The following is a 12307-nucleotide window of genomic DNA, read 5'->3' as shown; positions in this document are numbered from 1 at the left end:
CAAGCCCCGCCTGCAGGCCGGGCGGAAGGAGCGCCGGGCCCATGGCCGAAAGCGACACCGAACACCTCGATCACGATCTCGTGCGCCGCGTCCAGCAGGGCGACACCGCGGCGTTCGACCTGCTGGTGCGCAAGTACCAGCACCGCATCGCCGCCCTCATCGGACGCTACATCCGTGACTGGAGCGAATGCCAGGACGTGGCCCAGGACACCTTCATCCGGGCCTACCGCGCGATCGGGAGTTTTCGTGGCGATGCACAGTTCTATACCTGGCTGCACCGCATCGCCGTGAACACCGCCAAGAACCACCTGGTGGCCAGCAACCGCCGCCCGCCGACGGACGACGTGGAAATCGAGGATGCCGAACATTTCGATTCCGCGATCCGCCTGCGCGACAACGACACCCCGGAGCGTGAACTGATGCGCCAGCAGCTGGAACAAACGGTGATGCGCGCGGTCGAAGCCCTGCCGGACGAGCTGCGCACGGCGATCACGCTGCGCGAAGTCGAAGGCCTGAGCTACGAGGAGATCGCCCAGCGCATGGATTGCCCGATCGGCACGGTCCGCTCGCGGATCTTCCGGGCCCGCGAGGCGATCGACGTCGAACTCGCGCCACTGATGGACAACGAAACCGCGTCCCAACGCGCGGTGCGATAGAGCATGACGATGAACCACGACGCTGAAGACCTGGAGTTCCAACCGGCCCCGCCGGACAAGCTCTACACCCACAACCGCCGCCAGCTGTCGGCGATGCTGGATGGCGAACTGTCGCCGGACCAGGCGCGTTTCATGTTGCGCAGGCTGCAGCACGACACCGACCTGGCGGACTGCTGGGAACGCTGGCAGGTCTGCGGCGACGTGCTGCGCGGGCACGGCCACGCACTGCTACCGGCCGATTTCTCGCGCCGCGTGGCGTTGGCGATCGCCGCGCCGGACGCTGGCGCGGCCACCGGTACCGGGCAAGCGCTCTTCCGCCGCCCGCGTGCGCGCCTGGTGCGCTGGGGCGGAGGTGCGCTGGCGGCCTCGATGGCCCTGGTCGCACTGTTCATGGCGCGGCAGCTGCCGGACAGCCCGCTGCCGGCAACCGCCGGCGGCGGCGAGCTGGTGGCACAGGCCATCGACGCACCGCCCGGTGCGCGCGAGGTCCGCGACAGTCTTGCGCGCGTGCCCGACACCGCGGCGCCGACCGCGGTTCCCGGCCCCCTGCTGGCGGGTAACGAAGCACCCGCGTCTCAGCTGCCGGAAGGCAGCGAGGGCGCCTGGGCCGCGACGACCTCGGTGGCGGTCGCGGAGGTGCCGCGGCGTGCCGCCGAGCGGCGTTCGCGTGGCCAGTCGCAGCGCGCCGCCCGCCGTGTCGCGGCCAGCACGCCGGTCCGCGCCAGGGCGGTTGCGGGCGCGTCGATGGCGCCAAGAATGGGGCCGACATCCACGGACGACGCGATCGGACTGCTGGCCGACCTGCCGGATGCGCGCGCCTTCGGCGCCCCGGTCGACGCCCCGTTTGGCGCCCAGGCCGTGGCACCGTCGCGGCCTTGGCCGCGCGCGGTGTTGCCGGGGCTTGCCGCCGGCAACCAACCGTTCGCGGCGCGCTATGGCCTGCCGTCGGCACCGTCCGACGCCGCGTTCGCGCCGTTCCAGCCGCGCCTTGTCGAACCCTCGCCGGTGCGCCAGTCCGGCGTGCCGGGGGCCGACGCCCGCGACGCGAGGCCCGAGCCGGGCACTGGCACCGACTGATTCACGCCCCACGGCGCGCGCCGCCGTGGGCCTCCCGTTGACCCCCCCTTTATCGAGGCCGAATCCCCGATGAAATCCCCCGTGTACGCCCTTGCCCTGGTCACCTTGACCGCCGCCGGTACGGCCGCCGTCATCCTGCCGGCCGCCACCGCCCAGTCGGGTGCCGCCGCGGTGCCGGCGGCCGCACCGTCGCCATCGATGGTGTCCGGCCTGCCCGACTTCACGCGGCTGGTCGAGCGAGTCGGCCCGGCGGTGGTCAACATCGAGGCCGTGAGCGGTGGTACGACCGCCGCCCGCCCCCAGCAACAGCAACAGCAGATGCCCGACGAGATGCCCGAGTTCTTCCGGCGCTTCTTCGGTCCGGGTACGCCGTTCCCCGGCATGCCGCAGGATCCCGGCGGTCGCCGCGGCATGTCGATGGGCACCGGGTTCCTGATCTCGGCCGACGGCTACGTGCTCACCAACCATCACGTGGTCGCCGGGGCCGACGAGCTCAAGGTCAAGCTGTCCGATCGCCGCGAGTTCACCGCCGAGCTGGTGGGCGGCGACGAGCAGTCCGATGTCGCCCTGCTCAAGATCAAGGCCGGCGCCAGCCTGCCGTACCTGCGCGCCGGCAACTCCGCGGCGCTCAAGCCCGGCCAGTGGGCGGTGGCGATCGGCTCCCCGTTCGGCCTCGACCAGTCGGTCACCGCCGGCATCATCAGCGCGGTCGGTCGCTCCAATCCGTATGCCAACCAGCGCTACGTGCCCTTCATCCAGACCGACGTCGCGATCAACCGCGGCAATTCCGGCGGGCCGCTGCTCAACACCGCCGGCGAGGTGGTGGGCATCAACTCGCAGATCTTCTCCAACTCGGGCGGCTACATGGGTGTCAGCTTCGCGATCCCGATCGATGTGGCGATGAATGTCGCCGAGCAGCTGAAGACCACCGGTCAGGTCAAGCGCGGCCAGATCGGCGTGCAGGTGCAGCAGATCACCACCGACGCCGCGAGCGGCCTGGGGCTGCCGGATACGCTGGGCGCGCTGGTGGCCGATGTCGTCCCCGGTGGTCCCGCGGAGAAGGCGGGGCTGGAGCGAGGTGACGTGATCCGCGAGATCGACGGCACGCGCGTCATCCAGTCCAGCGACCTGCCGCCGATCGTCGGTGCCAAGGCGCCCGGCAGCCGGGCCACCCTGAAGGTGTGGCGCGACGGGCGCAGCCGCGATGTCACGGTCACGCTGGGCGAGCTGGACGAGGGCGTTGCCAGCGTCCGCCCGGTGCAGGGCGGTGCTGCGCCGGCGAAATCGAGCAACCCGCTCGGGCTGGTGGGCCAGGAGCTGTCCGCCGCGCAACGCCGGCAGCTCGAACTGCCCGATGGCGACGGCGTGGCGATTGCCCGCGTCGAGGGCCTGGCCGCCCGCGCGGCGGGCATCCAGCCCGGTGACGTGGTGCTCTCGGTGGGCCGCAAGGGCGTGGGTTCGCCCGCCGACCTCGATCGCGAGTTGGCCGCGGTACGCCCCGGCCAGACGGTGATGCTGCTGGTACGCAACCGCAGTGGCGGCACCCAGTTCATCGCGGTGACCCCGCGCACCGCCACCGAATAGCCGTTCGGGTGAAACCCTTCCCCCACACTGCGGGGGAAGGTGCCCCGAAGGGGCGGATCGGGCCGCCGCCACCCTGTGCGACAATGTTCCGTTCGACGCCATCCGGCCCGATACGGCCCCGCCTGCGATCCCCATGCCCCCAGATTCGATGCGGAACATCCGCAACTTCTCCATCATCGCCCACGTCGACCACGGCAAGTCCACGCTGGCCGACCGCATCATCCAGATCTGTGGCGGCCTGACCGCGCGCGAGATGGAGACGCAGGTCCTCGACAACAATCCGATCGAGCGCGAGCGCGGCATCACCATCAAGGCACAGTCCGTGTCGCTGCCGTACACCGCGCGCGACGGCCAGACCTATTTCCTGAACTTCATCGACACCCCCGGCCACGTCGACTTCAGCTACGAGGTCAGCCGCTCGCTGGCCGCCTGCGAGGGCGCGCTGCTGGTGGTGGATGCCGCGCAGGGCGTCGAGGCGCAGTCGGTCGCCAACTGCTACACCGCTGTGGAGCAGGGCCTGGAAGTGGTGCCGGTGATCAACAAGATCGACCTGCCTACCGCCGACATCGAGCGCGCCAAGGCCGAGATCGAGGCGGTGATCGGCATCGATGCCAGCGACGCGGTGGCGATCAGCGCCAAGACCGGGCTGAACGTCGAGGACGTGCTCGAGGCCATCGTGCTGCGTATCCCGCCACCGGCGCCGCGCGAGACCGACAAGCTGCAGGCGCTGATCATCGACTCCTGGTTCGACAACTACCTGGGCGTCGTGTCGCTGGTGCGGGTGATGCAGGGCGAGATCAAGGCCGGCGACAAGATGCTGGTCATGTCCACCGGCCGCACCCACCAGGTGGACAAGGTCGGCGTGTTCACGCCCAAGCGCAAGGAACTGGCCAAGCTCCGCGCCGGCGAGGTGGGCTGGATCAACGCGTCCATCAAGGACGTGCACGGCGCGCCGGTCGGCGACACGCTGACCCTGGCCACGGATCCCGCGCCCGCGCCGTTGCCGGGCTTCCAGGAAATGCAGCCGCGCGTGTTCGCCGGCCTGTTCCCGGTCGATGCCGACGACTACCCGTCGCTGCGCGAGGCGCTCGACAAGCTGCGCCTCAACGACGCCGCGCTGCGCTTCGAGCCTGAAAGCTCGGAAGCCATGGGCTTCGGCTTCCGCTGCGGCTTCCTCGGGATGCTGCACATGGAGATCGTGCAGGAGCGCCTCGAGCGCGAGTACGACCTCAACCTCATTTCGACCGCGCCGACGGTGGTGTACGAAGTACTCAAGACCGACGGCAGCATCCTCACCCTCGACAACCCGGCCAAGCTTCCGCCGGTGAACCTGATCGAAGAGGTCCGCGAGCCGATCATCCGCGCCAACATCCTCACCCCGCCGGATTACGTGGGCAACGTGATCACCCTGTGCGAGGAAAAGCGCGGCAGCCAGATCGGCATCAACTACCTCGGCAGCCAGGTGCAGATCAGCTACGAGCTGCCGATGGCGGAAGTGGTGCTCGACTTCTTCGACCGCCTGAAGTCGGTGTCGCGCGGCTACGCGTCGCTGGACTACCAGTTCCTGCGCTTCGACGCCGGTCCGTTCGTGCGCATCGACACCCTGATCAACGGCGACAAGGTCGACGCGCTGTCGCTCATCGTGCACCGCCAGCATGCCGACCGCCGCGGCCGCGACATCACCGAAAAAATGCGCGAGCTCATCCCGCGGCAGATGTTCGACGTGGCCATCCAGGCCGCCGTCGGCTCGCAGATCATCGCCCGCACCACGGTCAAGGCGATGCGCAAGAACGTGTTGGCCAAATGTTATGGTGGCGACATCTCGCGCAAGAAGAAGCTGCTCGAGAAGCAGAAGGAAGGCAAGAAGCGCATGAAGCAGGTCGGACGCGTCGAGATCCCGCAGGAAGCCTTCCTCGCGGTGCTCCAGGTCGACAACAAATAGCCGCACCGGGAGCTCCGCGATGATGAAATGGTTTGAGATGGGGCTGGTCCTCCTGACCCTGCTGAGTGGCCTCATCTGGCTACTCGACAGGCTGGTGTTCGCCAAGCGCCGCGCGGCCGCCGCCGGCCTGCTGGAGCCACAGGAGCCGTGGGTCGTCGACTACGCGCGCGCCTTCTTCCCGATCCTCGCGGTGGTGCTGGTGCTGCGCAGCTTCATCGCCGAGCCGTTCCGCATCCCTTCGACCTCCATGATGCCGACGCTGCTGGTCGGCGACTTCATCCTGGTCAACAAGTTCGCCTACGGGCTGCGGCTGCCGGTGAACAACCACAAGGTCGTTGCCATCGGCGAGCCCGCGCGCGGTGACGTGGTGGTGTTCCGCCCGCCGCAGTACCCCGACCAGGACTGGATCAAGCGCGTGGTGGGCCTTCCGGGTGATCGGATCGCCTACCGCGACAACACGGTGTTCGTGAACGGCGACGCGGTGGCGTACGAGCCCGTCGGCCGCTACGTGGGCAAGGGCCGCGGCGAGGAGATGAGCGGCGCCACCCTGCTCACCGAGGACCTTGGCGGGCGTCGCCACGAGCTGCTCGAAGTCGACAGCCCGCTGTTCGCCAACCACGGCGTCGGCGAGTGGACGGTGCCGGCCGGCGAGTATTTCGTCATGGGCGACAATCGTGATAGAAGCGACGACAGCCGCTTCTGGGGCACCCTTCCGGAAGGCCAGCTTCGCGGCAAGGCGTTCCTGGTGTGGATGAATTTCGACAGTTCCGCCGGCGGAGTGGATTTCAGCCGCATCGGCACGCGCATTCCCTGAGCCATCGGCACGGGGCATGATACTGGTGTTCCAGGGGATCGAGGGGAAACTGCTATGAGAAACGCGCAACGCGGCATCACCCTGCTGGGGTTCGTGATCGTGCTGGCCGTGGTCGGCCTGTTCGCCTATGTCGGCATGAAGCTGTTCCCGATGTATTCCGAGTACTACAGCGTGCGGTCCGCGCTGAAGGGCCTGGCCAACGAGCCGGGCATCGCCAACACCGACCCGCGCAAGATCCAGGACCTGTTCTTCCGCCGGCTGTACATCAGCTACGCCGAGAACGTGAAGGCCGAGCACGTCAAGATCAAGCGCGTCGACAACGGCTGGCAGATGGATGTGAACTACGAGGTGCGCAAGCCGGTGATCGCGAACCTCGATGTGGTGGGCAGGTTCGACACCACGCAGATGTTGACCAGGTCCGGTGACCTCAACTGATGCCGCTGCCGTCCGCTTCGCGGGGCATGCGTTCCGCGATGGCGGCTTGCTGGCGCAGGCGCTGACCCACCGCAGCGCCGGCGCCCCGCACAACGAACGACTTGAATTCCTCGGCGATGCGCTGGTCGGCCTGATCGTCGCCGAAGCGCTGTACCTGCGCTGGCCCAAGGCCGACGAGGGCGTGATGACCCGCGCCCGCGCCGAACTGGTGCGGGAATCCTCGCTGGCGCGTATCGCGCGCGGGCTCGACCTCGGCGCGCGCATCACCCTCGGCCCCGGCGAGATGAAATCCGGCGGCCACCGCCGCGACTCGATCCTGTCCGACGCGCTCGAGGCGCTGGTCGGCGCCATCTACCTCGACGCCGGTTTCGATGCCTGCCGCAGTGCCGTGCTGCCGTGGTTCGAACCGGCGCTGGCGGGGCTTGCCGCCGGCCGCATCGGCAAGGACCCCAAGACCCGGCTGCAGGAGTGGCTGCAGGGTCGCCAGCGCCCGCTGCCGGTCTACGATCTCCTGTCCGAGGCCGGTGACGAACACGCCAAGGTCTTCCACGTGCGCTGCACGTTGGTCGAACCCGCGCTGTCGGCATCGGGCGAGGGCAGTTCGCGCCGCGCCGCCGAGCAGGCCGCCGCTGGCGCCGTACTTGCACAACTGGAAGCAGACAAGCCATGAACACCCCCAACGACGCCGAAGCCGGCCACCGCAGCGGCGCCATCGCCGTCATCGGACGGCCCAATGTCGGCAAGTCCACCCTGGTCAATGCGCTGGTCGGCGCCAAGGTGAGCATCGTCTCCAATCGCCCGCAGACCACGCGCCACCGGCTGCTGGGCATCGCCACCGTGCCCGGCGGCCAGCTGCTGCTGGTCGACACGCCCGGCATCCATCGCGGCGAGCGCAGCCAGTCGGCGACCGCGATGCACCGGATGATGAACCGTGCCGCGCGCGGAGCCGTTGAAGGCGTCGAGGCCGTGCTGCTGGTGGTCGAGGCCGGCCGCTGGGACGAGGAGGACACGCTGGCGTACGAGTCACTGCGCGAGGCGGCGGTGCCGGTGGTCCTCGTCGTCAACCAGGTGGACCGCATCCGCGACAAGGCGGCGTTGCTGCCGTACCTGCAAAAGGTGACCGAGGGACGCGAGTTCGCCGGCGTGCACCCGATCTCGGCCCTTAAGCGCAAGGGCCTGGAGGCGCTGGTCGCACAGCTGCTGACGCTGGTGCCGGAACAGCCGCCGATGTACGCCGAGGACGAGATCACCGACAAGAGCCAGCGCTTCCTGGCGGGCGAGATGCTGCGTGAGCAGCTGATGCGCCAGCTGGGCGCGGAACTCCCGTATGCGACCACGGTGGAGATCGAGTCGTTCACCGAGGAGTCCACCAAGTCCGGGCCGATGATGCGCATCGGCGCGGTCGTGTGGGTCGAGCGCGACGGCCAGAAGGCGATCGTCATCGGCAAGGGCGGCACCCGCCTGCGCGAGATCGGCAGCAAGGCGCGGTTGTCGATGGAGCGGCTGTTCGGCTGCAAGGTGTTCCTGGAAACCTGGGTGCGCGTGCGCCAGGGCTGGTCCGACGACGAGGCCGCGCTGCGCACCTTCGGCTACGACGAGTAGCGCCCCTACAATGCGGGCATGCGCTTGCTCGGCCAGCCCGCCTATGTCCTCCATGCCCGGCCGTGGCGGGAAACCAGCCTGCTGCTCGAGGTCCTGACCGCCGAGCACGGACGCATGGGGCTGGTGGCGCGCGGCGTGCATGGACCGCGGCGACAGGCGCTGCGCGCGGCGCTGCAGCCGCTGCAGCACATCCGCTTCGACGCCGTGCAGCGCGGCGAGCTCGCGCACCTCAACGCCGCCGAGGCGATCGATGCCGCGCCGAGGCTGCAGGGCGAACTGATGCTCGCCGGCTTCTACGTCAACGAACTCGTGCTGCGGCTGGCGCCACGCCAGGAACCTCAGCCCGAGCTGTACGCGCTCTACGGCGAGTTGCGTGCGCGGCTTGGCGCCGGCGAGCCGCTGGCGTGGACATTGCGCCGCTTCGAGCGCGACCTGCTCGAGGTGCTGGGCGTGGGGTTCGACCTTGCACATGACGCCGACGGCGTGCCGTTGGATCCGGCCGCGCGCTACCGCCTCGATCCCGAGCAGGGGCCGCGCCGGGTGCGTGGGGAGCGCGACGGCGAACGTTCGCGCAGCGCCACCGGGCGCGCGCTGCTCGGCCTGGCGGCCGACCACGGACCGCCGCCGCCCGAGGAACTCGGTGGCTTGCGGCGCGTACTGCGCGAGGTGCTGATGTCGCACCTCGGTGCGCGGCCGCTCACCTCGTGGCAACTGATGGCCGACCTCGGCCGGCTCACCACTCACGGCGGTGGCAGCAGCTCCTGAGCGGCGTCCTTGAACGCCTGCAGTGCGGCGGCCGAGCCGGGTGCGCCTTCAAGCACCGCGACTGCATCGCCAAGACGCGCGGCGCCGACGAAGCCGCAGCTGGCGCGCAGCCGGTGCAAGGCATCGCGCATCCGGCGTTCGTCGCCGTCGAGTGCCGACGCCACCACGCCTTCGCGCGCCGCGGGCAGTTCGTCGAGGAACAGGACACGCAGCGCATCGACGTGCGCGCGCTCGCCGTTGAGCGCACGCAGCGCGGCGGCATCGTCCCACCTGGGCGGTGGATCGACCGCATCCCCGGCCACCTCGGCCACGTCCTCGGCCACCCGCGATGGATGCCATGCACCGATCGCCGTGGCGAGCGACGCGCGCAATGCGGAGGCCGCCAGCGGCTTGACCAGCACCGACGCGAAACCGGCGGCGCGCAGCTCGTGGTGCAGCCAGGGGTCGTGGGCGGCGGTGTGCGCGATCGCGGGCGTGGCCAGACCGAGTGCCCGCAGTTCGGCCAGCAGGCCCGCGCCATCGCCATCGGGCAGGTGCGCATCGAACAGCCACAGTGCGTGGCGGACATCGGCGGCCTTGGCAAGGGCGTCGGCCCGACTGCCCGCGACATCCACGGTGGCCGGCAACGCTTCGATCGCGGCGGTCATGAAGGCAGCGGTGGTGGGGTCGTCCTCGACCAGCAGGATGCGTGGCTTCATCGGCGCGTGTCGTCCTGTCGTTATTCTGGCGGCCATGCCGAGGGCGATCTTACCGCTGCTTTTGCTGGTGCTGCTGGGAGCGGCGGATGCGGCGTGGGCGCGCACCCTGTCGGCGACCATCACGCGCGTCGCCACGCCGGTGGCCACCCTGGAGGGCGTGCACGTGCGCCTGGATTGGCCGGAGGGCGCGACGCAGGGTGAACTGCAGTTGCGCGCGGCACGGGTCGATGCGCCGGACCTCGGGTATCGCTTCCGCGACGTCGACTGGCGCTGTCCGCTGCGCCGCGATGGCCAGGGCGGCTGGCGCTGCGATGGCCAGGTGCGCCAGCAGCGCGGCGCGCCGTTGCGGCTGGCCCTGGCGTTGGCACCAGGCATGGCGAAGGTCGACGCGGCGCTGTCGGCGGGCGGGCAGGGGCAGGCGCGGCTGGCGGTGCAGTACGAGCGCGCCGCGCCCGACCTCACGCGCATCGATCTGGTGGCGGTGCCCGTCGCCTGGGCGCAGGCGCTGGCCAGCCAGGCCTGGTTGGCCGGTCGACTCCACGGCGGCACGCTCGATGGCACGGTCCGCGTGCACGCCCCCCGTGGCGGGCCGCTGCACGTGGAGGCCCCACTCACCTTGGGCGGCGTTGCATTCGACACCGCCGACGGCAGCATCGCTGGCGAGGGCCTGGACGCCCGGCTGCGGATCGACTGGCGCGCGCTGGCCGGCGGGCCCCACGTCACCGTGGATGGCGCGCTGCGCGGCGGCGAACTGCTGTTCGGCAACGCCTACGTCGCGCTGCCGGCGCACCCGGTGGCGGTGCGCGTGGCCCTTCAGGGGGGCGCCGAAGGGTGGACCGTGCCGACATTCTCCGCCAGTGATCCGGGCGTGCTGGAGGCCAGTGGACGCGCGGCGCTGGCCGGCGACGGCAGCGTGCGCAGCCTCGACCTGGCATTGCACAGCGCTGCGGTCGCGGTGCTGCCCGAACGCTATCTGTCCGGCTGGCTGGGCATTGCCGGATTGACCGGCTTGACGCTGGAAGGCGCGCTGTCGGTTGAACTCGCCCTGCGCGACGGCGCGCTGCACGCGCTCGCGTTGCGCTCGGTCGCGCTGGACGTGGCGGCGCCGGATGGACGCTTCGCCTTCAACGGGCTCGACGGCGAACTGCGCATCGTCGCCGGCGGCAGCGCCGACAGCACGCTCGGCTGGCGCGACGGTGCGCTGGGCGATATCGCGTTCGGGCCGGCGCGCCTGCCGTGGCGCAGCCGCGACGGCCGCCTCGCGCTGCGTGAGCCGGTGCGCGTGGCGCTGCTCGGCGGAGAAGTCGCGCTGTCCGGGGTGTCGCTGGCACTTCCGCGCGATGGCAAGGGCATGGAGATGGAAGGCGCGGTGGCGGTGGAGGCGCTGGACATGGCGAGCCTGGCCACGGCGCTCGGGCTGCCGGCGTTCCCGGGCACGCTGTCGGGGGTGATCCCGCGGATGCGCTATGCCGGCGAGCGCCTCGCCTTCGATGGTGGCCTGTCGATGCGCGCCTTCGACGGCGAGGTGCGGGTGTCGTCGCTGGCCATGGAACGGCCGTTCGGCGTGGCGCCCACGCTGTCGGCCGACATCGTGCTCGAGGGCCTCGACATGCAGGCGCTGACCGGCGTGTTCGATTTCGGCAGCATCAGCGGGCGCCTGCACGGCGAGGTGCTGGGCCTGCGCCTGGTCGACTGGCAGGCCACCGCATTCGATGCCGAGCTGCACACCGAGAAGACGCGCGGGGTCCGCCAGCGCATCAGCCAGCGCGCGGTGCAGAACATCTCCAGCGTCGGCGATGCCTCGTTCGTGACCAGCCTGCAGGGACGGCTGCTCGCGGTGTTCGACGACTTCGGCTACCGCCGCATCGGCATCTCCTGCCGGCTGGCCAATGGCGTCTGCGCGATGGCTGGGCTTCATCCCCGGGGCGCAGGGTTTGCTATCGTCGAAGGTGCCGGCCTGCCGCGCCTGGACATCGTCGGCTACAACCGCAACGTCGACTGGGAAACCCTGGTCGAACGCCTGGCGGCGGTGGGGTCGGGCGATGTCACCCCCGTGTTCGACTGATCGACCGCGTCCGAGGAGGACTGCATGCGCCACAGGATGGGATTGCCGTTTGTCGCCGCGCTGGTGCTCACCGCCTGCGTCACCATCAATGTCTACTTCCCGGCAGCGGAGGCACGCGAGGCGGCGCGCGAGTTCGTCGAGAAGGTGATCGGCGACGAGGCCGCGCCCGAGGCGGTGCCCGCGCCCGGGGGCGGCATGGCGATGCTTCCGGCCGAGCGCGCATCGCGGCGCGTGGCCGTCGATCCGTGGATGCTGCTGGGCATCACGCCGGCCCATGCGCAGGCGCCGGACATCACCATCCGCACGCCGGCCATCCAGGCGATCCAGTCGCGGATGGAGTCGCGGTTCGCGAGCCTGCGCCCGCACTTCGACAGCGGCGCGCTGGGCTTCGGCGGTGATGGCCTGCTGGTGGTGCGCGAGGCGGCCAAGGTGCCGCTCAAGGATCGCGTGGCGGTGAACGCCGCGGTCGCCGATGACAACCGCGACCGCAAGGCGGTGTATCGCGAAATCGCGGTCGCCAACGGCCATCCCGAGTGGGAGGCGCAGATCCGCGAGGTGTTCGCACGGCAGTGGATCGACAGCGCGCGGCCGGGGTGGTGGTACCAGCAGGGCGGCGCCTGGAAGCAGAAGTAGGCGGCGCCTCACCGGAGCCGCCGCGCGGCGCCCGCG

12 protein-coding genes are annotated in these 12307 nt (G+C 70.4%); 11 read left to right on the top strand and 1 reads right to left on the bottom strand.

The features are described 5' to 3' along the window. The first annotated feature begins 41 nt into the window (after nt 1-41). The 9 genes from rpoE (at nt 42) to recO (ending at nt 8875) form a co-directional block, all read left to right on the top strand. Nucleotides 42-656 (top strand): RNA polymerase sigma factor RpoE, encoded by a 615-nt coding sequence (gene rpoE, locus IDM46_RS09060; RefSeq protein ID WP_185115528.1) that lies wholly within the window; start codon nt 42-44, stop codon nt 654-656. A gap of 9 nt (nt 657-665) precedes the next feature. Beyond that, nucleotides 666-1733, top strand: coding sequence for a sigma-E factor negative regulatory protein (locus IDM46_RS09055; protein ID WP_185115527.1), 1068 nt, complete (start codon nt 666-668; stop codon nt 1731-1733). A 69-nt stretch (nt 1734-1802) separates the two neighbouring features. Then, nucleotides 1803-3317, top strand: a complete 1515-nt coding sequence (locus tag IDM46_RS09050; protein ID WP_185115526.1) for a DegQ family serine endoprotease — start codon at nt 1803-1805, stop codon at nt 3315-3317. Nucleotides 3318-3465: 148 nt separating this feature from the next. Then, nucleotides 3466-5259 (top strand): translation elongation factor 4, encoded by a 1794-nt coding sequence (lepA, locus tag IDM46_RS09045; protein WP_182820486.1) that lies wholly within the window; start codon nt 3466-3468, stop codon nt 5257-5259. A gap of 22 nt (nt 5260-5281) precedes the next feature. Continuing rightward, complete coding sequence (gene lepB / locus IDM46_RS09040; RefSeq protein WP_182823622.1) at nt 5282-6073, top strand: signal peptidase I; 792 nt, start codon at nt 5282-5284, stop codon at nt 6071-6073. Between the two features lie 54 nt (nt 6074-6127). Beyond that, the gene (locus IDM46_RS09035) at nt 6128-6508 is read left to right on the top strand and encodes a DUF4845 domain-containing protein (RefSeq protein ID WP_182820487.1); all 381 of its coding nucleotides are present in this window, start codon (nt 6128-6130) and stop codon (nt 6506-6508) included. Continuing rightward, nucleotides 6495-7178 (top strand): ribonuclease III, encoded by a 684-nt coding sequence (rnc, locus tag IDM46_RS09030; protein ID WP_182820488.1) that lies wholly within the window; start codon nt 6495-6497, stop codon nt 7176-7178. Before IDM46_RS09035 ends, rnc begins: the two co-directional genes overlap by 14 nt. Beyond that, nucleotides 7175-8110, top strand: a complete 936-nt coding sequence (era, locus tag IDM46_RS09025; RefSeq protein WP_182820489.1) for a GTPase Era — start codon at nt 7175-7177, stop codon at nt 8108-8110. The genes rnc and era overlap by 4 nt, the downstream gene beginning before the upstream one ends. Before the next feature lie 18 nt (nt 8111-8128). Further along, a complete protein-coding gene (gene recO / locus IDM46_RS09020) occupies nt 8129-8875 on the top strand; it encodes a DNA repair protein RecO (protein WP_185115525.1) in 747 nt (248 codons plus the stop codon). Here recO and IDM46_RS09015 read toward each other — a convergent pair. Further along, complete coding sequence (locus IDM46_RS09015; protein ID WP_185115524.1) at nt 8851-9573, bottom strand: response regulator; 723 nt, start codon at nt 9571-9573, stop codon at nt 8851-8853. The two genes, recO and IDM46_RS09015, sit on opposite strands and share 25 nt — an antisense overlap. Nucleotides 9574-9607: 34 nt before the next feature. Here IDM46_RS09015 and IDM46_RS09010 point away from each other — a divergent pair, with 34 nt between their 5' ends. Together IDM46_RS09010 and IDM46_RS09005 are read left to right on the top strand one after the other, a co-directional pair. Then, the gene (locus IDM46_RS09010; protein ID WP_185115523.1) at nt 9608-11638 is read left to right on the top strand and encodes a hypothetical protein; all 2031 of its coding nucleotides are present in this window, start codon (nt 9608-9610) and stop codon (nt 11636-11638) included. Between the two features lie 24 nt (nt 11639-11662). Beyond that, the gene (locus tag IDM46_RS09005) at nt 11663-12271 is read left to right on the top strand and encodes a YdbL family protein (protein WP_185115522.1); all 609 of its coding nucleotides are present in this window, start codon (nt 11663-11665) and stop codon (nt 12269-12271) included. The last annotated feature ends 36 nt before the right edge of the window (nt 12272-12307 follow it).

The organism is Luteimonas sp. MC1825 (assembly GCF_014764385.1).
In the GTDB taxonomy this organism is placed as follows: Bacteria; Pseudomonadota; Gammaproteobacteria; order Xanthomonadales; family Xanthomonadaceae; genus Luteimonas.
The sequence above is the reverse complement of the archived record's forward strand: the minus strand, read 5'-3'. Positions and strand labels throughout refer to the sequence as shown.

Coding starts and splice junctions, on each gene's coding strand:
- IDM46_RS09005 (WP_185115522.1), top strand. CDS start 11,663: ATGCGCCACAGGATGGGATTGCCGTTTGTCGCCGCGCTGGTGCTCACC.
- lepB (WP_182823622.1), top strand. CDS start 5,282: ATGAAATGGTTTGAGATGGGGCTGGTCCTCCTGACCCTGCTGAGTGGC.
- era (WP_182820489.1), top strand. CDS start 7,175: ATGAACACCCCCAACGACGCCGAAGCCGGCCACCGCAGCGGCGCCATC.
- rpoE (WP_185115528.1), top strand. CDS start 42: ATGGCCGAAAGCGACACCGAACACCTCGATCACGATCTCGTGCGCCGC.
- IDM46_RS09035 (WP_182820487.1), top strand. CDS start 6,128: ATGAGAAACGCGCAACGCGGCATCACCCTGCTGGGGTTCGTGATCGTG.
- IDM46_RS09015 (WP_185115524.1), bottom strand. CDS start 9,573: ATGAAGCCACGCATCCTGCTGGTCGAGGACGACCCCACCACCGCTGCC.
- lepA (WP_182820486.1), top strand. CDS start 3,466: ATGCGGAACATCCGCAACTTCTCCATCATCGCCCACGTCGACCACGGC.
- recO (WP_185115525.1), top strand. CDS start 8,129: ATGCGCTTGCTCGGCCAGCCCGCCTATGTCCTCCATGCCCGGCCGTGG.
- IDM46_RS09010 (WP_185115523.1), top strand. CDS start 9,608: ATGCCGAGGGCGATCTTACCGCTGCTTTTGCTGGTGCTGCTGGGAGCG.
- IDM46_RS09055 (WP_185115527.1), top strand. CDS start 666: ATGAACCACGACGCTGAAGACCTGGAGTTCCAACCGGCCCCGCCGGAC.
- IDM46_RS09050 (WP_185115526.1), top strand. CDS start 1,803: ATGAAATCCCCCGTGTACGCCCTTGCCCTGGTCACCTTGACCGCCGCC.